Raw genomic sequence first — 26,108 nt, forward strand, 5'->3', positions numbered from 1 at the left:
TTCAGTGTAGCTGGTTAAGACAGGCGAGCCGCCTACGGTTAAGGTGGAGAATATACCTGTGGTGGCCTGGATATTGCCGGCGACTTCTAATTTTTGTGCCGGTCCTGTCGTGCCGATGCCGACGTTGTCCGATGCATTGGTTGCGTACACTTTTCCTGTCCCGGTGCTCCAGCCGGCTGCGCTGGTTAAACTGCTGCCGTCTCCCTCAAAGGCAGTGGCTTTCACTGTCCCATCTACTTCTAATTTCTGAGAAGGCCCCGTCGTCCCGATACCGACATTGCCTGATTGATTGAAAATGACATTTCCTGTCCCTGCTACGTGCAAACGTCCCGAGGGGCTTGTCGTCCCGATGCCGACGTTGCCCGCAAAATAATTATCCGCAGTCCCTGAGACATATAAATTCCACCTGTTAGCCGCCTTTGCTGTTTGCGATCTCAAACCTATATTTGTAGTCCCTGCGGTAAGGGCGTCTATATCCATACCGACATAAGTCCCTGCTATGTTTGCTGTCCCATTCCCCGCATTGAAGCATTGCGCTAATGTAACCGTTCCTGCGAAATCCCCAGAATTAGTAACTTTTGCCAGATTACCAGTTACCTGTGCAAAAGTATATCCAGGACTTCCCCCTACTTGGGTATTGTTATTTATACCTAAACCCCAACTTACATTCGTTGTGGCTTGTAGAATTCCTGCTGCCCTGATGATTGCAGGAGGAGCGGCATAATCATTTCCTATATTTATAGTAGGGATACAGTTAAACCCATAAGCACCAGTAGAAGTTTGAGTTAAAGTAGATGTAAGGGTAATCCCAGTGACGCTCGTCCCACTAACACTTCCTGCTATATTCAGCATACTTGAAGTAGGTGTCCCTGCTAAATTTAATCCATAAGCTGAACTTGCCGCAATCCCCACGCCTAATTTACCGAATTGTGGAGAACCTGTCGTTGAATAATCCTGTGATATGGTAGAAGCCCCAGAAACGGTCACTAAATTATTATTGACTTTAAGGGTAGTGAATGTCCCAGTCGTAGATATAAGATTACCTATTATCTGCAACGGTGCGGTAGGATTAGTAATACCAATCCCAACATTTCCGGTAGCAGTCAGCGTAGTAAATGCCCCCGTAGTTGGCGTGGTAGATCCGATGGTCCCCGGGATAGCCCAGGTATTGCCTAATAATTGGGTGGCATTGATATTGCCGCTTCCGGCATAGGTTATATTTGCTCCCGTGTTTATAACCAGTTGCGCTTGGGTGTTGGTGCCGGAAGAAAGTAATGAAAATGGAATTGAACCGGAAGAAATATTCCCAAGGGTAGTAATGTTTGCTGTTCCCGCCCAGGTAGATAAAGCGGTATTCTCTACACTTCCCAGGCCTACCTGGGTGGCCGTAACTGAATGGGGATTATTTGTTAATGAGATATGACTATATGCGGAATCGTAATTTGACTTTAGGGTAGTGGTTAAATGGACATTTGTAGTGCCGGCAGAAATGTCATCAAGGTCATCTGTTGCCTTGATAAAAAACGAACTTGGCTGATAGGTTGAATTCTTTAATAATTTTCCCGATGCTTCATCCCATAAAGGAAAATATCCATCTGTGGCCAAAGCCGGACCGATTACGGCCCCATCAATATTAGCCTGAACTACATTCCAGTAAATACCGACAGTTGCCTGATTTCCTGATGGTGTCTCGTCTTCAAGGCAGATAATCATATCCCCGGATTCGACTGCTATACCTAATAACCCGCCGATTTTACCGGAAAAGGAAATCCTATATAAATCTCCCGCATCGGCAGCGGGATAATTGGGGTCGAGTGAGCAATCAATGGCGCCTTTATAGACTGTAGCGTTGGCTGCGGCAATCAGCTGGTCGGCGTATGTTTTGATTGCTTTTTGTGTGGAATATAAGGTATCGGAAGGGTTTTCCCCGCCTAAGGTTGTATCGGTGGATTTGTTGGATATATTTTCTGGGGTAAATCCTAATGCGTCTTGTTTTCCACTCCAGGTTGATTTCTCGGTAGAGGTGGTAAATAGATGAGAGGCGCCTTCGGTTATATCGTCAGAATCGTCACTTGCTTTGATAAGATAGCCGGCAGAAGCGTGATCCCCCCAGCCATAGGCAGTGTCATAATTTGATTTTAGTGAAGGCGTAAAATGGATATTGGTTGTTCCTGTGGATATGTCGTCTAAATCATCAGTATCTTTCTTAAAGTATCCTGTTTTAGCACTTCCCCAGACGGGATCTGTTTCTGTTGTAAGATAGGCCCCGGCATTTTGTTTATTATTAAAAGTATTCCAATCGGTAAAGGATAAATAGCCGCTTGTGTTCGTGCCGGCCTGTAAGATAGAGATTGTGTTGGTAGAACGGGATAAGGGCGTAGTGAAAGTAAGGGGTGCTTCAAAACTGAAGTTATCCACAGTATCCAATGCCTTCTGGGTATCGGTATCCGCAGTAGATAACTTACCGTTAAAATTGGTAGTATCGGTTTTTATCTGCTTTGCCGAAGGCTCATAGGCCAATAAGTTTGTAGGGAATATTAGTCCTAAGATTAAAAGTAAATTAATTATTTTATTCGTAGGTTTTTTCATAGAACTGCTCCTTTTAGTAATTATTTTTCTTTAATTCACTTGGCACATTTTACAGGTTACATAGGGGTTTGTTATTGTTGCTGCCGATCCGGAACCTGCTGAACCTGTATTACCAGATATAGTATGAGTATGGTCGCCTGCACTTGATGTTGCTTTATTGCCTGAATTACCTGAACCAAATATATCCTGACCGGAATTCGCAACATTTCCAAAAGACATAGTATGTGTATGCGCACCAGCACTTGCTGCCGTTAATGTCCCCGAAGGATGAGTATGGCTTGGGAGATTTGCTTCTAATATTGAAAGAGTATCAGAACCCCCTGTTGATCCTTGCGTAGCATTGACTCTGATAAACTTGTTAGAATAAGTTGCTGTTACATCTGTTGACCCAGCAGGACAAGAGCCTGTCATCATAAAAAATACTGCGCCTGAGGGTAAAGTAAATCCAGTTGAGGGGACATTTGCCGCAGGAATAACACCTGCACCTGCGGGAATATTTGCCAAACCTGTTAATGCCGCACCATCAACTTTACCTGCAGTATTGATAGTTGCTAAATTAGTATTAGGTATACTGCCTGCCCCCGAAGGGATGCTTGCCAGGCCCGTTAAAGCAGCCCCGTTTACCTTTCCGGCCGTTGAAATTGTAGCGAGTTTAGTATCTACTATCCCTGCTGTCGCCGAAACCTTGGCATTAGTGATCTGCAAGGCTGCATCCGTGCCTAATTCCAGCGCCTCCCAGTTATCCCTAACTTCCGCTGGGGTATCTTTTAATTTCTCATTATTCGCGGGCTTAGTTTTATCCCAGGCCCCAAAACAGAGCGTAGTAAAAAACAACCCCGTTAATACTAATCCTGATATTCTTGTTAATCTTTTCATTCTAAATCTCCTTTCGTTATAGAATCGAAGCTCTCTTCTATTTGCTCAAAAGACTTATTTGTATCCTGGAAGCTGGGTAAATTCACATACCATATCCATAAGCCTATGGAGATTATGGTCAGAACAATAGCAACCCAGAACGCTATCTTCTTTTTCCATTTAAGTTTTGCTATCCATAAAAAGATTGTTATAAGAGTGGCTATAATTGCGGTTACCCCGACGGCGATTTTTGTCTTGTTTAGTTCTTCGCTCATATTATTTTCTCTCCTTTTTCTACGTGGCTTATGCTTGCTGCTGAAATGCTTTGTAATTTTGCCGGTTCAATTCCATTATTTACCGACATGGTATAAAATTTCCTTTCATCCATCTTACCGTCTTCCCGGATGCGGTATTGTAAAATACTGCTTTTTACACTACCTTCATCATTGTAAGTAACCACTAATCTATAAGGAATTATCTCTTTGGCCATTTTCCCTCCTAAACCGCATGCGCGTGGTATTTGAACTGCCCTGTCACTGCGGTCCCATCTAATTTATATAGTTTCACGGTAAATCCCGTTAAATCCGGGATAGCGCTGAACTTGTGCACAAATCCATCGCCGGTTAAGATATCTATGTTAACTGAGGGGGCTTCATGGAAGTCTTTTGTAAATAATACTTCTTTTCCTGCGCCCGCATCTGTGACTTCATCTTCACTGAATTCATCCACATCCGGCAAATCTGCGTAATAATTAAATTCAGAGCATTCCAGGTCCTGCGAAAGTGAGGCTCTTGTCATAGTCATCCTGAGCTGAAAATACCGGCATTTGTAGTCTCCTGCCTGCCAAGCAGCCCAGTCTGTCCAGGTGATGTTGTCTTCGGATGTCCTGATTTCAAAACTTACCGCGCCCGAGATTTCTTCGCCGCTCATCCGGGATGTTTCGCTGTCGCTGAACCTCGCCTCTTCGTCATCGTCAAACTCCCTATCTCCAGCGGCAGTAACTACGGTTTCGATACCTATTTTAAAAGTGGCGACATACCCTACATCCTGTTCGGGAGTTATATATGTGCCGCTTAATTGCCCGTCGGAAATTTCAAGGTTATCCCCTACTTTGGTTGTATTGCTTTTCGTTCCGGCCCAACCTGTCTGTTCCTGATAGCTTTCTATGATATTGGTAAAGGGGATGTTATCTATCGTGACTGTTGCTTCAGTGGCATTCTCGGAATAATTGCCGGAAGTATCTATTGCCTTGATAAAGAACTTCTGCGCGCTGCCTTCCCTGAAATTAAGTTCTATATGACTATTCCCTTTCTTATCAGAGACAATTACATACCCAGAGGCCCAGTCATTACCATATCTTATTTCATATCCTTTAAGATCAACATCGGTTACATTTGTCCAGCCGAAATAAAGCCTATCGCGGCTCTGGTTGACCAGGAATGTTGTTACGTCACTGGGGGCAGCGGATTTGCCGATTAAATTTATGGTTGTGGAAGGGCTGGTAGATACCGGGTTTTCTTTGCCATTAGCGGCGATGGATACAACAGCTACTGTATAGGTTACACCGTCTTTCAGGCCGCCGATAATTGCGAAATGTATATCGTTTGTTTCCCCTTTATATTCCCAGCTGGCGCCGTTATTATCGGAAAGGTAGATCCTTGCCTTCTGGTAGACGCCGATTTTATAGGTAGTTAAAACGGGCCTTTGGAACCATACATCGATGACGTCTTCTATGGATCCATCGGTAAGTTTGGCTATGCGCTCGGTAAGTTGCAGGTCCGTGACGTCAGGGGTATCCGGGGATAAAGAGGATGATTCTCTTACTGGAATAGTTACGGCCGTATCATCGTAAATATCCTCATTATATTCCTGGACTTCGATTTCTACTTCTCCCCCTCTTTGCCTTTTTAGAGATACAATGCGCGCGGGAAGAACCAATTTATTTAATTCACCGAAAGAATAAGAATCATTCTTTAAAGGCGCTGAAGAAAAGGCTTCGCTTACATTTACTTCTGTATAGCTTCCCGGGGGGTCGGTAACAACTCTTTCTTCATATCTTGGGGAGCCATCCTCATTAAGTTGGGCAAAGTCGACCCTTATGGCGTAAGATTTTGCTGCTTCAATTTCTATTGTGCGGTCGAGTTTGACCTTGGTTGTTGTGCTGCCGGATAATACACATCCGGAAAACCCCCACTGGGGGACGTCATGGGCTATATCAATGACTTCGCCGCATTGGCGAATAAGGGCGGCTGTACCAGCTTTTATGGTTATTGTCCTATTGACATATTTAGCGGTCTTGAGGATATTACGGCCAAAACGTATTGCATAGGATAGTTTGGTACCATAATAACGTACCTGTTTTATGCGTTTTGGATCGCCTGCCACGAGGGACTCTTCATCTATAACAGAAATCATCTCCTGTTCATAATAATTATCTTCATTATCGAATTGGACATGAACAATATTGGGGATATCTCTTTTTGAACCCCAGCTTTGGGAAAAGCTATCTTTGACAATGTTGCCCATGTTAAAGAGTTGAACGGGGTTATCGGGTTTATCTATGGCGATTCTGACTTTTCCCAGATCTGAATAAAAAGGCATTCCCCTGAAAATTCCGCAAAGCTGCATAATTAAGTTTAAGGCTTGTTGGGGACTATCGATACAGACATCCATTCTAAAGCGCTTCTCATAGCCTCCTTCGCCATCGGGAACGCGCTCTTCACAATATTGAGACATTTCTAAAAGATAATCTAAATCATGGTCGGAAGTTGTAATATAATCGCCCAAACCAAAACGGGTATTAGTCATAAGATCGTATAGGCACCAAATAGGATTTGCGCTGAAACGTTCGACATAAGTTTCACCATCCCAAGTAAGTGCGGTATCGTCTGCAAGAAGTTTGTATATTCCGGCATCAGGATCCCAATAATAATCCTCCCAATCTACCTCTGCTGCCCCATTCATAATCTTGGGAACCAATACCAAACGTGCTTCCGTAAGGAATTCATATTCTGGCCTATCCCCGGATAACTCATTTATTGCCAGGGTTTTTATTCCTACCACTCCAGTGTTAGGATATGACAAGTTATCTGTGTTAATTTCATCCACGCCCTGTAAATATAGGTCACCATTTTTTACGGGATCCAAGGAAGAATTATCTGATGTCCTTGTTATACGAATATCATATTGCCCCGCGGTAAGGCCATCTTTACGGAATATTTTCTGTAAGGTTGATCTTGTTTTGCCGCTGATTGTTGTCCCCCCCAGGTCAGTCCATTCGCCTGCGCTATGTAATTTATATTCAACTTTAAAAGTAACGTCCCAGGAAGTTAGATTACCGGAACTATCTTGCTGATATAACCCATTTGGGAGGCCTAGGATTATTTCAAAGGCTTCCAGGTCAGATATCTCGCTTGTATATGTATAGGCGGCATCTTTTTCCAATTCGACACTTAAAGAGTGGATATCATGCAGGTCCTCGAAGTTAGAGATTGGCACCTGGTCATTAGTGCCGAGCTTAGTTTCGAGAGTATAATTAGAGAAATTTTCGGCGGCATTCTTATTTATACGGGATAATGTGATACTTTTGAGGGGGCCTTCCCCTATGGCTACTAAGGAATTAAGGTAATTCTTTTCTCCGTCAGTTGAGATAAATTCGTTTATTACCGTCCCTCCGGTAAGCCTCCGGCCGTAGATGATTGGGATTGAGCCGTTGGGATCACGGACAGTCTTAACTCCTGTCCAGGATGCGCTGGGGGAATCTTCATCAATGCCCTCTCCGGATATATCATAAGAAGGTGTTTTAACTTTAGTAGTAAGAGCGGAATAAATGGAGTAGACTGTTATGGCAATAGCTATTGCTGCTGTAGCATAAAAAACGAAAGCATCAATGAACCAAGGAACAGCAAATCCTAAAGCAATTCCTATCTCTGGGATAACTACAATTTCATCTCCGCTTTGGAGATGTTGTCTTAGGCTTTTTGCCGCATTCCCGTTTACCATAATCCGCATTCCCTCAAAATTGACCTTTGCTTTCCTAAGATATCTACGGATTGTCCACCGGCGGTCATAGGGGAATGACTGTAATGTCCTTCCTTCATCTGCAAGGAGATTAGGAATAAATCTTATCGTGATATCTCTTTTTATTCTGCTTTTCATGTCTTTAATCTATAAAACCCATTTATTCTTTTTTTCCATTCCGGACGGTTATAAGTATCAACTAAGACTCCGTCTTTACAACAGTGAACAAATTTACCATAACCCAGAACTACCCCCCCATGGTTAACAACACCCTGCCTATTTTGAAAAACTATGAGATCATAAGTCTCCGGTTTTTCAATCTTGTCAAAATTTTTATAATACCCCTCTAAAAAATAGTTTTTATTCTTAAATTGCCAATTAGGTGAATAATCTTCATCTACATCTGGAAGTACTTTCTTAAGAACCACCCAATAGAAAAGTATATCGAACCCCAGACAATCACAACCATTGAAATCCCTCCCCTTATGTTTATAGGGGATTGCCAGGAATGGCCTAAGATTAAGCATAGGAGGTCCCTCCTGGAGCTGAAGGGAATGCTCCGAAGCGCATCTGGTTAGCTAATTCCCTGCACCTGCTCCGTGTTTTATTACAGGTTTCTTCCCCTACTATAGTATGGCCACATTCAACAGACCCAAATAACCACTGGCAATGTGATTTTATAAAAATCCGACCGGGAATTTGAACATTAAAGATATCAAATTTGCTCATTATGTTAAAAATTACGTCTTTGACATTTGAGGTATAGCTGTCTATATAATTTGAGAATTCTATATAGGTATCAGGATCATCCAGGAGATTGGCGAATACCATCTTAATGGATATCTTCTTGCCGCGCAGGTCATAATTCTGGAGATAATATTCGATTAGACGGGATATATTGGAGAGTTGTACTTTTGTATTGTCAATTTCCCCACTGATATTCTCCGTTATTTCATCGTGGGTAACAGGAAATTTTGTGTATTCTATGGGAGGGTCACCGAAAGTTACGTTTATATCATAAGCGGCGAAATATTTATTGCTTCCGGCACCGTCATAGTCATAAATTGTATATAGAAATATAGGCTGCGTTGCGCGTTTGCGGGTTTCTTGTTTAAAGGCGTCATTGGCATCTAATGGCATTAGGGGACCTCTCTGAAAGTAAAGCCATAGTTATATACAACTGACCCAATACGGACGCACCAGAAAGAGTCTTTTTCAATCTTGCCGGTTACAGATTCTCCATATATGGTTATGGTGAATTCCTCGAGGTCTTCTTTTACGGTATCGAAAAAAGTATTGACGGCAGCCATTTCGGCCGCGTCACGGCTTGAGAAGGGGAGGTCTTGCCAGGTGCGAAGCTTCTTTGAGGTGATAAGGCGGGTTTCTTCGGTTTCGTTCTCGAATTTGGTGCTTTCGGTATTATAGCGGGGTTTGCAGCGGGCTCCGAAATCTGGGCTATAGGGAAAATTTTCCATTTTTTTCTATATCCTTTTCAAGGGTTTATGTTATAATCACTTTCATGTTAATAAAGGAACGCATAAAAGAGCTACTCCTAACGAAAGCCCTAACAATAATAATATCGTTATTAACATTCCTAGCAGGATCAATTCTGTGGAATGTGCTTCCTTTATTATTACTTTGCCTACCATCAGCGATATCCATACGATTGCTGTCATCAATAGCGGGCCTATTATTTGTAATATCGGTTTTGGAATTAGCATATATCCTTTATCTCCATAAACAGGTTAAGATTAAATTCTTTTCTAAGTTTGGTATTCATTGGGATAAGAAACTTACTGCTTATTGCCCCTCTTGTTTTACTCTTCTGTCTAGTTATGGGCATTACCGGAATCATGGCTATGCTTTTCAATGTCATAAATGCAAAATTATAATTGCTATTACTGATGACAATGGTAAAAATATTACTTTAGAACAAGCACGAGAATCCATACAAAAATAATCCCACTATAGGGGAAGTTTTCCATTTTTATCCCTTTTTATAGTTTTTCTTAAGGGCCTTTATTACTCCGGCTTGCAATCTGGCAGATTCGCTGAATATTGCTATAATTTCTTTTTTATGGGCATAAACATCTGCCATATCCCAAAACCTAAAGGTTGGCTCGTTATGGATGTGAATTTCCCAATTTCCTCCTTCGCGTTCCTGGCTATTCATCTTGTTAACAGGCGCGAATCTATAGAGTTCGGGGCCTTCCTCTCCGGCAAGAAAGAGGGTGGGCTTTTTAACGATGCCCTGGCCACCCTCAGCCATTTTATATGGGGACCAGACTTTGCCGAATTGGGATGTCATTGTAGTTATTCCTCCGACACCTCCGATTATAGTGCCCGCGGGAGAGAAAAGTCCTGCTAAAGAGCTTGCTATGCCTCCCCATTGGCCAAAACCTGACTTGCCGAATCCCTCTCCCAATATTGCCCAACGGGTGATCATCTCCGCAATCGTCTGAGAGAATATTTTTAGGATGTTATTGCCGAACTGGGCAAAATATGCCTCCCCCTTCTGCAGCTCACCAGTAAAGGTATCATTAAAGAAAGTGGAGAGTGTTTCCCGCATGGAACCGATAGTTGAACGGAAGTTGCCGTCCATATAGTCACTCCATTTGGTAAAACCGAAACGGACATAGAGGATTTGGCGTTCTTGAAGTGCTTGATATTCAGCGAGTTTAAGCTTATTAACTCCGGCTATTTTATAATTTTCTAAATCCTGATTTAAAAGGTATTTTTGATACTCATAAGTAGATAAGGATAATTGCTGGATTTTGTTTTCTGCTTCTGTAGCCTTTCCAGTCTTAATAGCCTGAATTTCATTATATAATGTGCTTTTTTCTAACGCTTCTTTTTTGGCCTCTTCCCTAGATTCTTCCAATATTTTTTTTCTTTCTTCCCCGGATTTCCACCAATCGAGGATGCCTCCCAAGAAACCCTTCTCGGTCATCCTATCTGAAAGATTAAAAGCCCCCTTTTTTTGAAATATCTGTTGTGCTCTCGCATCGATATTAAATTTTCCTATTTCTTCTGCGGCTTTGGTTTTTAAAAAGGTTATTGTATTTTTAAAATCGTCAAAGAGGATTGATATCTGGTCAACCCCTATCCTTGCGTAAAATGTCCCGATATTAAAACCATATAATTTTTTAGATAATTGCTCCGATGATATGCCTAGTTTTATTGCGGTAGTATCGAGTTTGATATATTCTTCCCTTAATTTTGCTATTTCCTGAGCGCCTTTTATAAAGGTCCCTACTGTGGCTCCAATAGCTATGCTCGTATACATCCAAGTACGGCGTAATTGAAGAACAGGCGCTAAGGAATCTTTTGTTTCCTTACTAAATTCCTTAACACCACTACGGAAGCTTTGGATTTTCTTAGTGGCTTCATCTTTAAGAGTCAGGGTTATCTCTATTTCTTTATTTTTAGGCATTGACAATCCCCCTCGAATATGTTATCCTCTTTACAAAAGATAAAGCGATGAAGAAATTCTTAATTATCTGGACAAGCCTAACAATATTAATATTAATTATCTGTTTTATAATCTTTATCGGTGGGGATATTAAAATTTTTATAGATGCAACAAAAATATATTGTGAAAAGAGTAATTTAAACATTTTTAATGTCATATTTCTTCGGATAATACTACCTATTTTTTTATTTTGGGGTATCCCCATTGCTCTAGCTTCTCTTATTACTATCGCCCTACGAAAATCTCCTAAAAAGCTTTCTTGATTATTCCTTCTTTTCTTCATTCCTTACCGCTTTCCATCGTTATCCCTTCAATAAACTCAACAATCTCGATAAATTTTATAGGTTGCTGTGGCCATGTCCCCGGATTCGGTAGCAAATGTCCCTCCTTATAAAAATTATAGGCCTGGATATACCTATGGGTTTGCTGAGTAATTAATTTTTTCGGGCACCGACTAAACTTCCAATCATCTAACTCCCACGCATTTGGGATTATGCTATCCTGCATACATCCGCGCTCTCTCTTTTGCGCCTTAGTGCAGGTCCGGCAATCCAGCTTAAACTTAGGCAACTGGATTGCCAGTTTTAGTTTTTTGCTTCGCCCTCGCTTAAACTATTAAGCTTTAATATTTCCTCGGCAAGTTCTACAATGAGGGCGCCGTAAGGAAATATGGCTATTATTTTATCAGGCATGGCCAGATAAGCCCTGTCATTGATAATTATTTTTTCGCATTCTAAAGTTACCACTTGTTTTGTCTCAGGATTAATAAAATTCTCAATCTTTCTAATCCCGAACTTGACTATTAAGAGAGCGCGTGTTGCAAAAAGTATTTTCGGTATTGCCTCTGCCTCAGGATCAGAAGAACTGGCTTCGTATTTTATAGTATTATCTTCGATGTATTGCTTTACAATTTGATCCAATGCCCCAAGGTGAAAAATTGTCGGATTCTCCTTATCCGGGTCATTCTTTGAGATAAATTTTTTGGTTTCGTTAATGTTGAGACCGGTATACATTGCCCCTCCCTTTTAATAGTTTCTTTTTAATTAATGCTATAATTAATACTTAGAAGTAACGGGGGCGTGCAAGGCATAGGTCAAACTATGCCTAAAAACGGTGAACCCGAAAGCACCAAAAAAGGTTCGCCGCAGTGCGCCCCCCCTTTTTTTATAACCCATGCACAATAACCACGTCATCATTCTCGGTTAAGCTACCGTTGGCTTGAAATCCTACTGATATATTGGCTAACCCGTCTTTGGCGCCTTTTTCGATACTGGTAATCTGCGCTGCTGGAAAATATATACGCCAACATCCCCAGGTGATATCTATTATTATCTCCGTACCGGCATGAAATTTTGCGCGGAAGGCAAAAGTGGCGGCCAGGACCATTTCAAGGACCAGGGTCCCGGTTATTAGCCGGCCTGTAAGCGCATAAGAGAGCAGGCCTTTCTCGTCTTCCGGGTCATCGCGCTGCGACAATTTTGCGCCTAAATCAAAGTCAAGGCTGGCCAATTTGGGATGGTAGCTGTCCAGTAGGACTGTGCCGTCTTTGAAGATATCCGGGGCAGTCTCTTCATATTCCACATCATCAAAGAATGACTCATCTGCCTGGCCGGCATCCACCCCCTGGAAATCAAAATCAACTAACCCGGGGCCTCCGGATGCAACAGAAAACTTCGCGTTCCCGCGTCCACCCTTCAGGCGCTCCATGGAGCCGTCCTGGTTTACTGCCTGGCTCATACTGGGGACAGCTGTTAAGATTGGACGATAGGCGCGAGCGGCATTAGATGGGACGCTTGACGTGGTGGCTGTTGCGCCAGATGTACCGCCTGTAATGACTTCTCCGCTTTGAAAATCTACGGTACCAACTGCGACATAATAGACCTTGGATGCTCCGTTTACGGTCTGGAAAACGACTCTTCCCTGGGCATTGGATGTGCCGCCGCTGATGAGCTCATTGTTCAGGAATGGACCGCTGGTGATAGCACCTATATTAATGGATTTAAGAAGCACTGAGGAGAAACCGCAGGCCTTGAGGTATTTAATCCAGTCCGGGTCTGTGGTTGCAGTACCGGACCCGCGCATACGGACCTGGAAGGACAGGCTCGCGGGGATTTTACCGATGAGTTGCGGCTGCGCTGCTCCTGAGAGGCGTTCAGGGTCGCTTTCGTGCTTCTCCGGGTCGGCCTTAAACTTTGGGTTATAGACTATTGTTTTAGCATCCGCAGCTGCTAAGGTCTCGAGGACACCTTCTTCGTCTTCCAATTTCCCTGACATTTGCATACGTTTTTCTAACATTTAGATCCTCCTTTTTAGTTATTTCACGTGAAATATCTATGTGTACAAAGCTGGATCTGTCAGCTTATGCTGATAGATAATTTCCAGCTCGATTATTAGGCCGCAGTGTGGCTGGCCCTCAACTGATTCAAAGGGCATAATGCTGCGGATGATTGTGTTTTCCGCATATCCCCCGCGAGTTTCGTCTGCCATAATGGCCTTCTCGATATCTAGTAATAAACTATTTAATAGCTCATCGGTATCGGTTGTATCTGTTTCGCCTTGCCGGGTCCAGAGATCTATGAAGACGGGTAGGTTGCAGGTTGCCTGTGGATGAGGATCCGGGTCCTTTGTTTCCCGGCCAAGGCTTACAATTGCGCAGGGAATGACTTTAAGAGAATTGCCGAGCTGCTTCCAACCCCGTACGTTGGTGATAGTATTATTGTACCCATTACCGGTTGTTATCCCCTGGAGGGTGGATATTATGTTGTCTCTTATGCTTTCGCGTCTTGATGTGCTCATATTTTATTTAGCGCCTTGTCTATATGCTTATTGAATGTCTCCATGCGGTACCCTTCCATCCTATCCCAGGTGTCTAGCATGCGCAGGCGCGGCTGGATCTTGATCTGGTTCTTTAAAATAAAAAGCGGTTCTATCTTATCCCCTTCTTTTTGCATTAAAAACATCCGGCCGTTTTTAGCCATCATAAATAACCCGGGGATTTTAACTTTACTGGGGATATATGACCGGCGGTAGTTCTCGAATACTGAATATTCCGGCTTAAGGCGGCCGGTTGGGGTTAATGCCTTGCCTATCGGTATGGCCATCATGCCGGATTTGGCGCTGACTGTGCCGCCTGTTTCCTGCAGGGCGGCGATTTTAGAGCGGGTAAATATGCCAAGTTCCATGTCGAGGACATCTCCTTTACCTGGATTGCGGTAGACGCGGATCTGCCGGCCTATGCCCACCTTCTTAGTGGCGATAAAACGCCTGTCTTTAAGGCCTGTGCTAATGTAAAGGGCCTTAAAAAAGCCCTTGCGGATATGATCCAGGGCGTCCATAATCTCGACTTTAAGGATCCCCGGGGCCTGTTCCATGGCACGGTCGAGCCTGCGGGTATCGATACGCAGGCCTTCCTTGTCTAAATACCTCCCGGGATCTATTTGTTGCCTTGGTGTGGGCATATTTATTTTTGTAAAAGTAAAGTCCACATACCTTCATCCTGACTAATGACATCCGCTACCACAAAATCTACATCCGCCCCGCCGATTCTTTCAGGAAGAGAAACTATGTCCTCGCCCTTATTCACTGAGATAACTCCGTATGTCTCGCTATTGGCAATGGATATCCTGATTTGGTTCTGGAGCAGCCTGCCGGAATCTTCTCCTGCAGGGGAGATTTGGTTGCGGTCTACGATCGCCCTGATTAATATTTCTTCTCCACCCTTGGGAAGATAGGTTATAGTTTCCGCAAATTCATCAGCGTTTAAAAATATATTTACCGCGTCAGATACCAGTTGCTCCTTGAAAGACGAAACGCCTGATTCGCTGGTCTCTATATCTTCGTCTTCCAGGTACCTTATTTCCCCTTCCAGGTCCGCATCCGGTAATACCTTAAAGGTTATCGATTGCCGGCCGGAATCTTCGGTATAATCCCTGCCTAAGCCCTGGTAAATACCATTAAGAAAGATCAGGGTAGAATTCGCCCTGAATTTCTTAGTTGTGGCATAGGTTTTGTTTATACCGTCGGTTAAAAAGGTATCTGGGGTCATATAAATAAATAGACCCCGGGACCCGTGTAGGGCCCCGAGGTCAAGTTTTTAAAGCTTAGGCGTCTACTTTCATTAGATGAGCAAAAGATGCATCAATAACCAACTCATCTACGTTCTGGCGCACGCGGAAGACATCGCTACGGATGCTGTCTTCGTAATACTGCTCTACTGTGGTATTCTCCGGGCTGTCAGCAACCCACAGCATGGATCTTCCTACACAAGGCTCTTCCAGCGAATTAGAATCTTGCGCTATGCGGGCTACCATTGCATAGTCATCACTCCAGATATCGGAACCGCTGAAATCCTTGCCTTTATTGGAGGTGTTCTTTACTGCCTTCCCGATGAGGATATTCTCTACGCCGAAAAGTCCTTTTAATGCGTTGGTTACGGCTTCCTCAGTAGGAATGGTGGTATACTGGATAGCGGCCTTGATTGCGGTATTGCTTAAAAGCCGGATCCTGTTTGTTTCGCTCATGATAAGGGCATTAGGTTTCATGCCGGTTAGGGCGCGGACCTTTTCTTTTGCTGCTAAAACCTGCCCGATGACATCACTTGCAGCTGCATCCCATGGAGCGCCAGAATTATCGGTATAGAGGGTTGCGCCTGCCCAGGTGGATGTATTAAACAAAGCTGTGGCGATTCTTACTTCCTGGGCGATTAAAAGCAGGTTCAAGATCTGTTTGGTGCAGGCGAGTTCAGCGTCAAAATCAGATTCATAGAGGCTTCTCTCGCTGTCGTCAAGGGCGTTTTCAAGGCCATGCTCTTCGCAGGCGAATGATATATCCACGGTGATGACGCCTTCACGATTGTATCCGCTTCTCTTGGCGCGTTTGGTATTGACTGAGCGCGTTAAACATTCCCTGGTGATGGCCGGGAATACGCCTTTCTGCACCTGGGCGCGGAAAAGCCTTAAAGCCTGGGTGCCGATGAAATCACTTTCTTGCGCGATAAATTCCATCAGCGCTACGCCTAAATCGAGGCGCGGATTTGTCCTGGTGCCGCTCTGTTCAACTCCCATCTTTTACCTCCTCCTTTAGTTACTGGTTAAATTTATTTAGTTACCCCTCAAGCCTTCGATTCTGGTTAAATCTATTTAGTCATCCATCAGACCTTCGATTACTGCACCGTCTCCGGAAGCTGCTTCTAAGGCCTTCCCAAATTTATCCGTGCCCGTTGAAGAAGTGGAAACTTTACCGTCAGCTGCTCCGTAAATCGTGGCGCCGGCTGTGATTATTCCGGATGCTTCAACTTCTACCGTACCCTCGGAATTCCTTTTAAGCTTTACTGCCACTGGTTCTCCGCTGGCTGCGGCCTCTAAGGTGACACCGATATAATCATCCGCTGCATCGGCGTATTCTACCTGGGTGCCGTAACCTGAGCTTAATTTGACACGGCGGGCCCTTGCTAAAGCCTCTCCCGCTGTAAAGGTCTTTACTCCGTTATCGGTATACATCTTTTACCTCCTCCTTTTTGGTTAGGTTATTATTTTCCCTCTTTTCTACCATTACGCTTTTTGGTTAGATTATTTCTTTACTCTCTTTACCGCTGTTGCACGCAGGGCTTCGGTTATGTTGCAATTATGCTCTTTAGCATAAGCCTTGGCTTTATCCAGATGCGTAGCTGATACTTTAGAAGTATCCCCATCAGCTCCGGGGGCCGGATTTCTCTCGAGTTCGATATCTTTTAGCCTCTTTTCGCGCATAGAAGCCAATGTTGCGTCCTGGGTGAGGCCTTCTTCTATCGCCTTTTCAGATAATGCTTCCATCTTCATACCGGCGAATTCGGTATGTTCGGCCTTTACGATCGCAAGAGCTCTCGCTCTTTCGGTTTTTACGCCTTCGGTTACACCTTCGGCCTTGAGGGTTGCAACCAAATCAGGCCTTTCTGCCTTCAACTGGTCCACAGTAATCTCTTTCAACTCCATCTCTACCTCCTCCTTTTTGGTTAGGTTATTATTTTCCTTATCTATATCAACCCGATTTTTCCTGTATCTTTCGAGAAAAGCCATCGTATGTTCTATTGCATCGGGACTGTTAAGAAATTTATCCAGGAATTCCGTAGCTTTAGCGGATAATTCCACGCTGGAATTAAAAAATTTACCAAACATTCCTGGGGTTGCCGCTGGGTCATCAACAATATCGGAAGCGTAAACTTTGGTGAACCTGACTAAGGCGGGTAACTCATTCCCCTCTTCGTCTTTTTTCTTTGTCCCATCTTCATTTAGCCGATATGCGAAGTCAGCGTCAAAAACTAAAGAAGAACCAAATGCGTCAGGATCGGTCTCAGCCAGATCCATAATATATGTTGCCAGGTCCCCGTTAGGCGTGTTATGCGCCGTTTCATCGATATAAAGGTCTGCGCGGACGAGATCTCCATCCTTCCTGAAATTCTTTGCACGGCCCAAAAATGTCCCTAGGGCTTCACCGCTTATATTGGGATGGCCAAAACGCGATTTCAGGCCTATATTCTTCTGGTTACCCAGCTCAACAACCTGATCCAGGGAGATATCATCCATTTCCCAGTCTCTTATATCCTGGTCATTGAGGGTGCCCTTTGCGATAACCGCATAGCCAAAAATGGCGCCTTTGCCTTTATCGTGCTTAAAATCCCTATCAACGCCCTTAACATTACCGGAATTTATTCCCCTGGCTATGTCAGCTCTTAAAAAACGCGTCTTTCCCATGCGAGTACCCCCTTTTAAAGGTTAACTTTCTTAACCTTGATGTTTTTTACTTCTTGCAGGCTGATAAGAAAAGTTTTTGGCTTAACCATTGCGTTTAAAGGCACAATAATTATCGGTATCAAAGAAACTGAATGCTGTTTTTTATTACTACTCTTCTTGGCCATTTGTCGGGACTTCCGGTGGAACTTTTTCCGGTTCAGGATCGGTTTCTTTATTCCCCGGCTGCGATGATTGCGAGGGAGTCATATCGATTCCGTACTTTTCTTCGAGTTCTTTAATTTTTTTCTTTTCCCTGGCCCTTTGCACAAGAACTTCTTCCCAGTCATATCCCTGGCTGGCCACTTCTTCGGCCAGGGTAGATAAGCCGTTATCCACGGCCTTAATGGATGATTCTATTTCGTTCTTGGGGTCAACCCATTGCCATCCGGGGCAGATCCAGCGCGTTTTTATATAAGATTCCCGGTTTGTATAAAAATCAAGGATGGGTAGTTCTCCCTTTAAATAAGCCTCTTCGATAAGCAGCTCTAAACAGGGCTGCCCGAATTTATCTGCGACAAATTTCTGCTGCATCATAAAGAATCTTCTGGCTTCAAGGAGCGCGCCCCTTAAGTTCGAATAATTTGATTGCGAGAAATCTTTTGATAATACTTCATAGGGAATATTCAGGCCGGATGCGATATCCCTCAGGATCCTTACCATAAACGGCGCGAATGATCCTCCTGGACGCTGCGGATTGAATGCAGAAATATCTTCACCGGGCTCAAGATATTCAAGTAACCCCGGGCTTAATTCTTCCTGTCGTTTTTCTGTAATAGAATCTTCCGTTGATCTCCCTACTGCAAATTCAGAGGCATTTTCTTTCTTGATAAATACCGCAAAGCAGGCAGCTACCCGGGCCGCGACAAGCTCTGCCTCCATATAATCGAACCTGTCTTTAAATAAATTGATTACCGGGGCCATAAAAGGCTCGCCTCTTGTCTGCCCGGACCTTAGAAGATGATATAAATGGAAAAAATTCTTTGTTCCGTCAGAGCGTTCAGCTGGATAACGGTTATAATTACTTCTCATATTATTTCCCGTATATCTGCCGTATGTATAATCCCCGGGATGGATTTTTCTTATCCAATATGCAACTGGTTCGCCGTATTCCCCTATTTCTATACCCTTGCGGATATCTTTATTAGAAACCAAGTCCGAAGGCGTATCTAAACGGTCGGACTCAACAGTTTGTAGGGCAAGACTATACAGCCTGTTCTTATTGGTGATTCTTAAGGGAATGATTATCGATTCGCCATTGACAAAGCGTTGGCGTTCTGATAATTCTTCCAGCTCATAATAATTTGACCGCTTGCCGGCATCGGCTATGGGCACCCAACGTCCCCAGATTTTCTCTATCTGGCGCTGAAGTTGGTCAGCGTATTCTTCATTGATCTTAAGCGTTTCCATATCCAGGCGGCTCTGGGGTTTAATTCCGGTCCCGATTATATTTGTAATAATGGTGTTTATGGCGCCTGAGGCTATACCATCATTCCTTACGAGGTCCCGGCTCTTTTCTCTTAATTTAGAAAGGTCGGCTAATAAGTCCTCGTCCGCTGATCCGCCCCCGGGAATCCAGGACCCACGCAGCCTTCCGCCTTCCGCGCCGCGGTAAGAATTGAACATGCTCTTAGAAATAAACCTGAACCATCTGCGTTTTGCTGCGATAAAAGGAGAAAAGGCTCCGACTATGTTATCTATTCCTTCGGAAAATTTTTCTCCAAAAGATTGTTTTGGTTCTCTTTTATTAATCATCGGCGCCTACAAATTTGGCTTGAGTCTGGCCAGTACCGGCTGTATCGCTAATTTTCTTTTCTAATTTTCTTCTAAGATCCCACAATTCGGTTAATGTGAAGTATTGGAGGTTTCGGCCGTTAATGCCATAAGATTGAACTGCTCCTCCGGTAATGCGGGCATTGATTGCTGTTTTTACTGCATCGAGCATTTCTTGATCGGTAGGTATGGCCAATTTTACCTCCTAAAAAATGGTGGCAGGAGATGGTGAGGCACCTCACTGCCACCGCGCGGCACCGTCATGCCGCAAAAACAAAAAAGGCAAAACGATGAATCGGCACCGATTTGCCTTTTTTTATAAATCCGGGGATCGGCCGGAAGTATTCCAGATTGTCTAATTATTATTTTAGAACTTTTATTTTAAAAACACAATAGGGTTATTCTGCGTTGCAGAACGACTTTTTTTATGTAATTTCAGATGTTCGGCGGTATTTTTACATAATTTCAAGTTTTCAAATCTATTATCAGAACGATTACCATTAAGATGGTGTATAACTTCTTTTTTATGTAAGGACCGACCTAAATGTTTCTCTACAATTAAACGATGTTCCGCAATATATCCCCATAAATTAGCTGATGGGTGGTCTCTAGGAACTTTAACCCAAATATAACCTTTATGATCTTTTATTCTCCCACCTTTCCAAAAAGGACTATTCTTTCCACTTACGCTTTCAATATATTTACGCCTTCGTTCTTGTGTAATTTTCTCTAATATTTTAGATGCTATTTTACAATCCCTTATAAACTCTTTATCACTTTGTTCAGCCTCTCTTGTCTTAAAATTATATTTGCAAATTTGGCATTTATAATAACGTATTGGCAGATAAGAACCATAGCAATGTACTTTCCTCGTTCCACATCTTGGACAAGTAACAGGTTTATATAATACGGTATTATATATTTTCTTTACTTTATTGCGCCTCATTTATATTATTTCTTTCGAAGGCCTTAAATTTAGCTCCACATTTACATTTATAATATCGCGTATCTCCCTCCGTACCATAGCATCTTATTTTTTTATTTCCGCAAACAGGGCATTTGGGTAGAATAAAAATTACTCCTTTGGCATAGCTATTATTATAATTAATTTTTTTGCTATCAGCAATAGAAACGATTTGTGTTTCGGGTTGCTTGGTGATAATACGCCGTTCACGCCTTTTAGAATGCGGTATCCATTGTTCTCGTCTTTCTATCCAACTACCCATCCTTACCCGGCCTTTTTGTACTATAATTATAGCAACCAGAATAAAATTATTGCGCTTATAAAGAATGCGATTGACAGACTATTTACAAAGAAAACGATATCTCCTTGAACCCTATAATATTTTTTTATCCATAGTCTTGTCCGTAGCGACCCTGATTGGAATTCTTTTCGTAATTTTAAAAAAGTTCGTTCATCCAGTAGTAATTTATTTATTTTCCTTTGTAACAGTATGTAGATTAATAATAGGCTTGTTAATATTGTCCTCATTATTTCTATCTTTTGCATGCCTCCTCCTTTTTAAGAAAAATAGGTGGTATTACCCTGGGCTCAGCCATTACGTTTTATCCAGTTTGGTTTTTTCCCTATCCAACTTTCTGGTTTTTTCCCGGGATCATGGTTTATTATTTCTGTCTGGGGTTTTGGCCTATCTTCTTCTTTTAAAGTAAATACCCGCATCATTTCGGCCGCGGCCATGGCGTATACTTCCGCATCCCAGTAATGAGCTTGGGCGTGAGATGAAACCGGCTCCCAAACTTCATAGGTCCTGCCGGTCTTCCGATCACGCTTAATAATCTTATGCTCACCACAAAACCATCTAAAATACTCTTCGGATGGTTCTTTATGCAAATGCCATGTTGGCGAAGCATGCTCAGTGTGTACAAAGAAACTGATTTTGTCTTTAAAATAGTTGGTATCAAGGAACCAAAGCTTAAGGCCTCCTTTAATATGCTTCCCATCAGGATATTTATCAATAGTCGCCATCTTATAGGGAACGCCAGTAATTTGATCCTTCCCTTTAATAGCCCTTGTTAAGGTCGGATATTGACGACAAAAATTATATACTTCACCAGTGCGATAACCGGTATCAAAACAGGTTAACCGCACGCTAAAAGGCTCAATCCCGGGGATCACTGAGGGATATTGGGTTTTAAATAATATATTCTCAACCTCATTCCAATCATTAACTTTTTCTTCAAGAATTAGCCAAGATTGAGGATATGCCCCCCAGGCGCGAATTATTACAATAAAATAATCTTTCTGCATATCAACTCCACCAAACAAGACAATAGCGCCATCAGGGACCGTACCGCGAGCATAGTCTCCACATAGAATTTTTAATTTTTCCGGTTTTGTTTCTATAGCTTTCTCTTCCCATACCTGGGCAAGCCAGCTGTTGATAAAATTCATTAACAATTCCGGTCGGTCATGCGAATCAATAAATTCAGCCGTAACATCAGAAAATGTTAACCATGGGGAATATAGCGCATTAAGATGAAAACCTACGTGGGAGACCTGCGGAAAATCCAATTTATCCGGCAACTGGTCCTTTACATCTAACTTTACTGCTGCGGGGATCCATTTGCCCTTCAAAAGCATATCCTGTTTCATTAAATCAGTTATTTTCCCCTGACAATACTCACATTCATACCAGGCAAGGCGCTCCTGCCGGATACGCTCAGGATCTCTTTCCTCTTTAGGGAATTTTACATGGTGTTCAAACTCTAATACCTGGTATCCTCCACAATATGGACAGGGCACATAATAACTTCTTTTGTCTGAATGCTCATATTCTCTGTAAATATATCCGTTTTTTGTTGTAGGGGTTGAGCAATCAATGCTCTTTCTATTCCAGAAGGTATGCGTTCTTTCATTGGATAACTTTATCGGATCGGCCTCTTCTCCTGAAAACTTAGGATATTTATCCACTTCATCGCGGAAAACATATCTTACCGGCTTTCCAGAAAGAGCTGCAGGGCTATTGGCTCCGGCAAAGTAGATAAACATCCGATTCAATCTCATTTCGAGCTTTGTGATATCATCTGAATCATTTGTAAGATGCTTACTCAGTTCTGGAGAAACCTCAATCATCGGACGAATTCTGCTCTTTGATATATATTTGGCATCGGGTTCGCGCGGCATAACTACTAATGCGGGGGCCGGATCCTGGTCTATTATATAAGCCAGCATGTTTAACCATGATTCTGTTTTACCTACCTGGGTACAAGACATAATCGTAATTTTCTCTACCAAGGGATTATTAAAAGAATCCATTATCCCGCGCAAATAGGGAGTGCGGTCCGTTCGCCATTGCCCCGGTTCGGCAGAAATCATCGGGTCAAGCTTGCGGTATTTATCCGCCCATTGAGATACTGTCAGTTCGTTGGGGATCTGCCAGGCGCTACGAACTGCTGGCGTCCAAAGCTTTAATGTTGCCAGTTGGGTTTCCATTCTTTATCCTATTAACTAAGGCCTTACCATCAGCAATTGCTTCGATTACCTCTTTAATGCGTGCGGTAAGTAAGGCGTCTATCTTCCGTGCCTCAAGGCCTACGAGCTGGGGTGCCACCTGCTGGGGAAGCGCAAGGAGCGCACGTTTAATGCCTATGCTGATTTGAATAAGCTCTTTTTCCACAATATCCCTAGGGATAAGCTCGCCTATTACTTTCTTTAACGCTATTTCTGCTAATTTGGCCTTATATTCGCGATATGTTGCGTCAGCTGTGTCTTTTCTATCTTGTAAATTATTCTTTTTTCCTGATTTGTTGTTTCTACGTTTCTTAAATTCTCTCCATGCGCGGATATCGAGAAGGTCATATTTCTTATCAGGAGTGATTGGCATGCCATCCTTAACCCAGCGTTCTACTGTTCGCCAAGCTACTCCAAAGATTTTAGCGACTTTTTCACGGCTATCGACAACACCTGGAGTTGCGGGATCTCCTTCGTATCTCTCTAATTCGTGGATTTCGGCCTTGGAAAGGGTGGGTGTGGCAGATTTTCCTCTGGCGAGCTTCTCAACCAAATGTAGGTGTCTGCGCTTTTTGGCCATTTCAATAAGATTGGGTTTAAGCTTAACTTGTTCTTCCATCTCCACATGATAGGCATTGACAAATAAAAAACTACCGCTTAAAATGCCTCTTAGCGCATAAGCGGCTGGAAAAACCACATGCCATTATCATGTGGTGGCTCGGTATTACTTATCGGGCCCGGCCGCCCATATTTTTATAAAGACTTTTTGCCTCCACTTTGTGCATCCCTGCTCGGTTTGCGTGGAGGATTTTCTTACTTCTCGACAAAATAGAAACCGTGAGCTTCATTATTTTCATTTTTTCTCGACAAAGAAGTCACGTGTTCTATTTGCCTACCGTAGGAATCTTCACGCCCGGGGTCATTACTCACAATCACGATATTAATTAATTCTTGATTGTGAACGTGCTGAACCAAAGCATTCCGTTCCTGTCTGACGGTATCAACATAAAGCACTGCATCGCCGATTTTAACCATATTCTCACCTCCTTTCAGCTTTCTTTCCTGTAAATTCTTCCCACCTGCGTACTGCTACATCGCAAAATACAGGCTCTAGTTCCATAGCAAAACATCTTCGATTGAGCCTCTCAGCTGCTATAATCTGTGAACCGGACCCGCTAAACGGCTCATAGCAAATATCCCCTGGCTTTGTATGCACTCGCATAGGAATCGCAAAAATTTCAGTAGGTTTAACTGTAGGATGCTCTAGCCCGGTATTACGTTTCTTTCCTTCCCAGTCCACTTCCCAGATATCACTATAATATTCAGGGCTTTCCGGATCCCCTATGCGTAACAAACCCACAACCCATACCGAACCTATTTTGCTTTGAGAAACCTTAAAATAGGGCTTATTACCTTGCTGCCAACCAAAAAGACAAGGTTCATGCCCCCAGGGGTAAATTGAATAAGTTAGGACCGTGGCCGGCTTCTTCCAGATAATATGTTGATGGACCAATATATTTAACTCGTGAAGGATCTTAAGGATAAGTTCAATCCGCTTAGAGGCATGCCAAAGATAAATTGCTGCATTTTTATCTACATGCTTTAAACCGATAGAATAAAAATCCCTTAGGAATTGTTCGGCATTGGGGATATCCACCTCATGATAAACACCGGACCAGTCTTTTCCACCCCCTTCTGGACGATTAGCTCCGGTATAATCCACCATATAGGGCGGATCCGTAGCAAATAACTGCGCTTTTTGGCCATCCATAAGCCGCGCCACATCCGCTTCGTTAGTGCTGCTGCCGCATAAAAGCCGATGGTCACCAAGGATCCATAGATCCCCAAGCTTAGTTATGGCTTCCTTAGGAGCTGGAGGGATATCATCAGGAAGCGTATTCCCAAGATTTTCGGTTTCAAGCTCTGCGCATTCTTCGCGCAGCTGTTTAAGCCGCAAGTTGAGGTAATCATCAGGCATCTCCTGGCGTAAACGCTCTAAAATCGGTATAAGTGCCTGCGTCCAGTATCCAGCGATTGCCTGGTTATTAAGCGTGATATTCATGGTCTGCTGCATTAAATCATCAACATCCACCATAATACAGGTTACGGTCTCAATACCCTCAGTCTGTAAAATCTTGAGCCGTTGGTGGCCGGCAACCAATTCCATGTTGCGCTTATTGACTATCAAGAGGTCAACATAGCCAAATCTTTCTAGACTGGACCGTAAGCCAGACAGTGCTTCATCGGTAATATCACGTGGGTTACCTATGTAGGATTTTATATCTGATATATTTATTTCCTGAATGTCAGGTTTGATATTAATTTTAGCCATATTTTTTCTCGTTTTACCGTCGGGTCAGATTATTTCACGTGGAATAATATTTATGACCCTGACATCCCGAAAAAATGAGTTTACCATCAGAAAGTCCGAGCACTTCAGCTGACCCTCGAGTACCGACGCCCGTCGGAAGGACCCATAATTTCATAATATAAATTCAATAACGACTTCGGGTCTTGTGATACAGCGCGCATATATCGATGACGCACTGCTCTCCCCACTCCTTGTTTACTAAGAACATAATTAAAAGCATTTAGCATAATAATAGTATGCTCAATCATCTTTAAAACTTTACGATGCTCTCTCCATTGTCTAAATCGTTTAAAGATATTCATTTTAAAATAACTGTAACTGTTTACCTTCATCGGGAAAGACTATCCTATCTTTACTAAACTTTTTAAGTAATGCTTTGCTCATCTGCGTAGTATTGTCTTGTGCTTGCTTTAAACCAGCGCCGTGATTATGTCCTCCACATACGCATATACATTTTGAATCTAATGCTTCATAACACTTAGCATCGCATCTACCTACTAAGCCGCTACTATTCCTTATTTCAATTAGTGTTGCCATCAGCTAACTTAGGTTTAAGTTTTACTTCTGCATATACTACAGGTTTAACAAGCAATAGGTGGCTTACTTTGGATGGTTGATTTGGGATTAGAAGCTTTTCTTCTTTGACAAAAGTAATATCAATAGCTGTTCCTTCCTTCATTAAGTCATGCAATCTAACAGCGTGCTTTCCTATCTCGTTTAAGATATCTCGCAATTCTTCTTTATCAGACATATTATTTCCTCCGCAGCGACTCTATAAAATTTATTATGTCC

General features: G+C 42.9%; 28 protein-coding genes. All 28 read right to left on the reverse strand.

Annotated features, from left to right (window positions below):
• Positions 1-2,589 (reverse strand): hypothetical protein (locus PHV44_05030; protein MDD5592638.1); only part of this gene is annotated, 2,589 nt, incomplete at its 3' end.
• A gap of 30 nt (positions 2,590-2,619) precedes the next feature.
• Positions 2,620-3,465 (reverse strand): hypothetical protein, encoded by an 846-nt coding sequence (locus tag PHV44_05035; GenBank protein MDD5592639.1) that lies wholly within the window; start codon positions 3,463-3,465, stop codon positions 2,620-2,622.
• Positions 3,462-3,719, reverse strand: a complete 258-nt coding sequence (locus PHV44_05040) for a hypothetical protein (protein MDD5592640.1) — start codon at positions 3,717-3,719, stop codon at positions 3,462-3,464. Before PHV44_05040 ends, PHV44_05035 begins: the two co-directional genes overlap by 4 nt.
• Complete coding sequence (locus PHV44_05045; GenBank protein ID MDD5592641.1) at positions 3,716-3,934, reverse strand: hypothetical protein; 219 nt, start codon at positions 3,932-3,934, stop codon at positions 3,716-3,718. The genes PHV44_05040 and PHV44_05045 overlap by 4 nt, the downstream gene beginning before the upstream one ends.
• 8 nt (positions 3,935-3,942) lie before the next feature.
• Entirely contained in the window at positions 3,943-7,602 is a 3,660-nt protein-coding gene (locus tag PHV44_05050) for a phage tail protein (protein MDD5592642.1), read from the reverse strand.
• Positions 7,599-7,991, reverse strand: coding sequence for an NlpC/P60 family protein (locus PHV44_05055; GenBank protein ID MDD5592643.1), 393 nt, complete (start codon positions 7,989-7,991; stop codon positions 7,599-7,601). The genes PHV44_05050 and PHV44_05055 overlap by 4 nt, the downstream gene beginning before the upstream one ends.
• Positions 7,984-8,604, reverse strand: a complete 621-nt coding sequence (locus PHV44_05060) for a hypothetical protein (GenBank protein ID MDD5592644.1) — start codon at positions 8,602-8,604, stop codon at positions 7,984-7,986. The genes PHV44_05055 and PHV44_05060 overlap by 8 nt, the downstream gene beginning before the upstream one ends.
• The gene (locus tag PHV44_05065) at positions 8,604-8,939 is read right to left on the reverse strand and encodes a hypothetical protein (GenBank protein ID MDD5592645.1); all 336 of its coding nucleotides are present in this window, start codon (positions 8,937-8,939) and stop codon (positions 8,604-8,606) included. The genes PHV44_05060 and PHV44_05065 overlap by 1 nt, the downstream gene beginning before the upstream one ends.
• Before the next feature lie 512 nt (positions 8,940-9,451).
• Positions 9,452-10,897, reverse strand: coding sequence for a hypothetical protein (locus tag PHV44_05070; GenBank protein ID MDD5592646.1), 1,446 nt, complete (start codon positions 10,895-10,897; stop codon positions 9,452-9,454).
• Positions 10,890-11,219, reverse strand: coding sequence for a hypothetical protein (locus PHV44_05075; GenBank protein MDD5592647.1), 330 nt, complete (start codon positions 11,217-11,219; stop codon positions 10,890-10,892). Before PHV44_05075 ends, PHV44_05070 begins: the two co-directional genes overlap by 8 nt.
• 301 nt (positions 11,220-11,520) lie before the next feature.
• Positions 11,521-11,949: a hypothetical protein gene (locus PHV44_05080; protein ID MDD5592648.1), complete on the reverse strand. Its 429-nt coding sequence runs from the start codon at positions 11,947-11,949 to the stop codon at positions 11,521-11,523.
• A 151-nt stretch (positions 11,950-12,100) separates the two neighbouring features.
• The gene (locus PHV44_05085) at positions 12,101-13,231 is read right to left on the reverse strand and encodes a hypothetical protein (protein ID MDD5592649.1); all 1,131 of its coding nucleotides are present in this window, start codon (positions 13,229-13,231) and stop codon (positions 12,101-12,103) included.
• 36 nt (positions 13,232-13,267) lie between these two features.
• On the reverse strand, positions 13,268-13,732 hold the full coding sequence (locus PHV44_05090; GenBank protein ID MDD5592650.1) for a hypothetical protein: 465 nt from the start codon (positions 13,730-13,732) through the stop codon (positions 13,268-13,270).
• Complete coding sequence (locus PHV44_05095) at positions 13,729-14,421, reverse strand: hypothetical protein (GenBank protein ID MDD5592651.1); 693 nt, start codon at positions 14,419-14,421, stop codon at positions 13,729-13,731. The genes PHV44_05090 and PHV44_05095 overlap by 4 nt, the downstream gene beginning before the upstream one ends.
• Positions 14,397-14,981, reverse strand: a complete 585-nt coding sequence (locus tag PHV44_05100; protein ID MDD5592652.1) for a hypothetical protein — start codon at positions 14,979-14,981, stop codon at positions 14,397-14,399. Before PHV44_05100 ends, PHV44_05095 begins: the two co-directional genes overlap by 25 nt.
• A 55-nt stretch (positions 14,982-15,036) precedes the next feature.
• Positions 15,037-15,999 (reverse strand): hypothetical protein, encoded by a 963-nt coding sequence (locus PHV44_05105; protein ID MDD5592653.1) that lies wholly within the window; start codon positions 15,997-15,999, stop codon positions 15,037-15,039.
• A 75-nt stretch (positions 16,000-16,074) separates the two neighbouring features.
• Positions 16,075-16,434, reverse strand: coding sequence for a DUF2190 family protein (locus PHV44_05110; protein MDD5592654.1), 360 nt, complete (start codon positions 16,432-16,434; stop codon positions 16,075-16,077).
• A gap of 69 nt (positions 16,435-16,503) precedes the next feature.
• Positions 16,504-17,664: a hypothetical protein gene (locus PHV44_05115; protein ID MDD5592655.1), complete on the reverse strand. Its 1,161-nt coding sequence runs from the start codon at positions 17,662-17,664 to the stop codon at positions 16,504-16,506.
• Positions 17,665-17,678: 14 nt separating this feature from the next.
• A complete protein-coding gene (locus PHV44_05120) occupies positions 17,679-17,828 on the reverse strand; it encodes a hypothetical protein (protein ID MDD5592656.1) in 150 nt (49 codons plus the stop codon).
• Positions 17,812-19,455, reverse strand: coding sequence for a phage portal protein (locus PHV44_05125; GenBank protein ID MDD5592657.1), 1,644 nt, complete (start codon positions 19,453-19,455; stop codon positions 17,812-17,814). Before PHV44_05125 ends, PHV44_05120 begins: the two co-directional genes overlap by 17 nt.
• Positions 19,448-19,669 (reverse strand): hypothetical protein, encoded by a 222-nt coding sequence (locus PHV44_05130; protein ID MDD5592658.1) that lies wholly within the window; start codon positions 19,667-19,669, stop codon positions 19,448-19,450. The genes PHV44_05125 and PHV44_05130 overlap by 8 nt, the downstream gene beginning before the upstream one ends.
• 180 nt (positions 19,670-19,849) lie before the next feature.
• Positions 19,850-20,419 (reverse strand): HNH endonuclease signature motif containing protein, encoded by a 570-nt coding sequence (locus PHV44_05135; GenBank protein ID MDD5592659.1) that lies wholly within the window; start codon positions 20,417-20,419, stop codon positions 19,850-19,852.
• Positions 20,406-20,699 carry a hypothetical protein gene (locus PHV44_05140; GenBank protein ID MDD5592660.1) on the reverse strand — a complete coding sequence of 98 codons (294 nt, stop codon included), beginning with the start codon at positions 20,697-20,699 and terminating at the stop codon, positions 20,406-20,408. Before PHV44_05140 ends, PHV44_05135 begins: the two co-directional genes overlap by 14 nt.
• Positions 20,700-21,025: 326 nt before the next feature.
• Positions 21,026-22,927, reverse strand: a complete 1,902-nt coding sequence (locus PHV44_05145) for a phage terminase large subunit family protein (GenBank protein ID MDD5592661.1) — start codon at positions 22,925-22,927, stop codon at positions 21,026-21,028.
• The gene (locus PHV44_05150; GenBank protein MDD5592662.1) at positions 22,878-23,570 is read right to left on the reverse strand and encodes a hypothetical protein; all 693 of its coding nucleotides are present in this window, start codon (positions 23,568-23,570) and stop codon (positions 22,878-22,880) included. Before PHV44_05150 ends, PHV44_05145 begins: the two co-directional genes overlap by 50 nt.
• Positions 23,571-23,758: 188 nt before the next feature.
• Entirely contained in the window at positions 23,759-23,980 is a 222-nt protein-coding gene (locus PHV44_05155; GenBank protein ID MDD5592663.1) for a hypothetical protein, read from the reverse strand.
• Positions 23,981-23,984: 4 nt separating this feature from the next.
• On the reverse strand, positions 23,985-25,277 hold the full coding sequence (locus tag PHV44_05160; GenBank protein MDD5592664.1) for a DNA methyltransferase: 1,293 nt from the start codon (positions 25,275-25,277) through the stop codon (positions 23,985-23,987).
• Positions 25,278-25,836: 559 nt separating this feature from the next.
• The gene (locus tag PHV44_05165; GenBank protein ID MDD5592665.1) at positions 25,837-26,067 is read right to left on the reverse strand and encodes a hypothetical protein; all 231 of its coding nucleotides are present in this window, start codon (positions 26,065-26,067) and stop codon (positions 25,837-25,839) included.
• Between the last annotated feature and the right edge of the window lie 41 nt (positions 26,068-26,108).

Source organism: Candidatus Omnitrophota bacterium (genome assembly GCA_028717245.1).
Taxonomy (GTDB): domain Bacteria; phylum Omnitrophota; class Gorgyraeia; order Gygaellales; family Profunditerraquicolaceae; genus JAGUYA01.

Bases quoted from the DNA above. Each gene is read 5' to 3' on its own strand.
- PHV44_05035 (MDD5592639.1), bottom strand. From the start codon at position 3,465: ATGAAAAGATTAACAAGAATATCAGGATTAGTATTAACGGGGTTGTTT.
- PHV44_05040 (MDD5592640.1), bottom strand. From the start codon at position 3,719: ATGAGCGAAGAACTAAACAAGACAAAAATCGCCGTCGGGGTAACCGCA.
- PHV44_05045 (MDD5592641.1), bottom strand. From the start codon at position 3,934: ATGGCCAAAGAGATAATTCCTTATAGATTAGTGGTTACTTACAATGAT.
- PHV44_05050 (MDD5592642.1), bottom strand. From the start codon at position 7,602: ATGAAAAGCAGAATAAAAAGAGATATCACGATAAGATTTATTCCTAAT.
- PHV44_05055 (MDD5592643.1), bottom strand. From the start codon at position 7,991: ATGCTTAATCTTAGGCCATTCCTGGCAATCCCCTATAAACATAAGGGG.
- PHV44_05060 (MDD5592644.1), bottom strand. From the start codon at position 8,604: ATGCCATTAGATGCCAATGACGCCTTTAAACAAGAAACCCGCAAACGC.
- PHV44_05065 (MDD5592645.1), bottom strand. From the start codon at position 8,939: ATGGAAAATTTTCCCTATAGCCCAGATTTCGGAGCCCGCTGCAAACCC.
- PHV44_05070 (MDD5592646.1), bottom strand. From the start codon at position 10,897: ATGCCTAAAAATAAAGAAATAGAGATAACCCTGACTCTTAAAGATGAA.
- PHV44_05075 (MDD5592647.1), bottom strand. From the start codon at position 11,219: ATGAAGAAAAGAAGGAATAATCAAGAAAGCTTTTTAGGAGATTTTCGT.
- PHV44_05080 (MDD5592648.1), bottom strand. From the start codon at position 11,949: ATGTATACCGGTCTCAACATTAACGAAACCAAAAAATTTATCTCAAAG.
- PHV44_05085 (MDD5592649.1), bottom strand. From the start codon at position 13,231: ATGTTAGAAAAACGTATGCAAATGTCAGGGAAATTGGAAGACGAAGAA.
- PHV44_05090 (MDD5592650.1), bottom strand. From the start codon at position 13,732: ATGAGCACATCAAGACGCGAAAGCATAAGAGACAACATAATATCCACC.
- PHV44_05100 (MDD5592652.1), bottom strand. From the start codon at position 14,981: ATGACCCCAGATACCTTTTTAACCGACGGTATAAACAAAACCTATGCC.
- PHV44_05105 (MDD5592653.1), bottom strand. From the start codon at position 15,999: ATGGGAGTTGAACAGAGCGGCACCAGGACAAATCCGCGCCTCGATTTA.
- PHV44_05110 (MDD5592654.1), bottom strand. From the start codon at position 16,434: ATGTATACCGATAACGGAGTAAAGACCTTTACAGCGGGAGAGGCTTTA.
- PHV44_05115 (MDD5592655.1), bottom strand. From the start codon at position 17,664: ATGGGAAAGACGCGTTTTTTAAGAGCTGACATAGCCAGGGGAATAAAT.
- PHV44_05120 (MDD5592656.1), bottom strand. From the start codon at position 17,828: ATGGCCAAGAAGAGTAGTAATAAAAAACAGCATTCAGTTTCTTTGATA.
- PHV44_05125 (MDD5592657.1), bottom strand. From the start codon at position 19,455: ATGATTAATAAAAGAGAACCAAAACAATCTTTTGGAGAAAAATTTTCC.
- PHV44_05135 (MDD5592659.1), bottom strand. From the start codon at position 20,419: ATGAGGCGCAATAAAGTAAAGAAAATATATAATACCGTATTATATAAA.
- PHV44_05140 (MDD5592660.1), bottom strand. From the start codon at position 20,699: ATGGGTAGTTGGATAGAAAGACGAGAACAATGGATACCGCATTCTAAA.
- PHV44_05145 (MDD5592661.1), bottom strand. From the start codon at position 22,927: ATGGAAACCCAACTGGCAACATTAAAGCTTTGGACGCCAGCAGTTCGT.
- PHV44_05155 (MDD5592663.1), bottom strand. From the start codon at position 23,980: ATGGTTAAAATCGGCGATGCAGTGCTTTATGTTGATACCGTCAGACAG.
- PHV44_05160 (MDD5592664.1), bottom strand. From the start codon at position 25,277: ATGGCTAAAATTAATATCAAACCTGACATTCAGGAAATAAATATATCA.
- PHV44_05165 (MDD5592665.1), bottom strand. From the start codon at position 26,067: ATGTCTGATAAAGAAGAATTGCGAGATATCTTAAACGAGATAGGAAAG.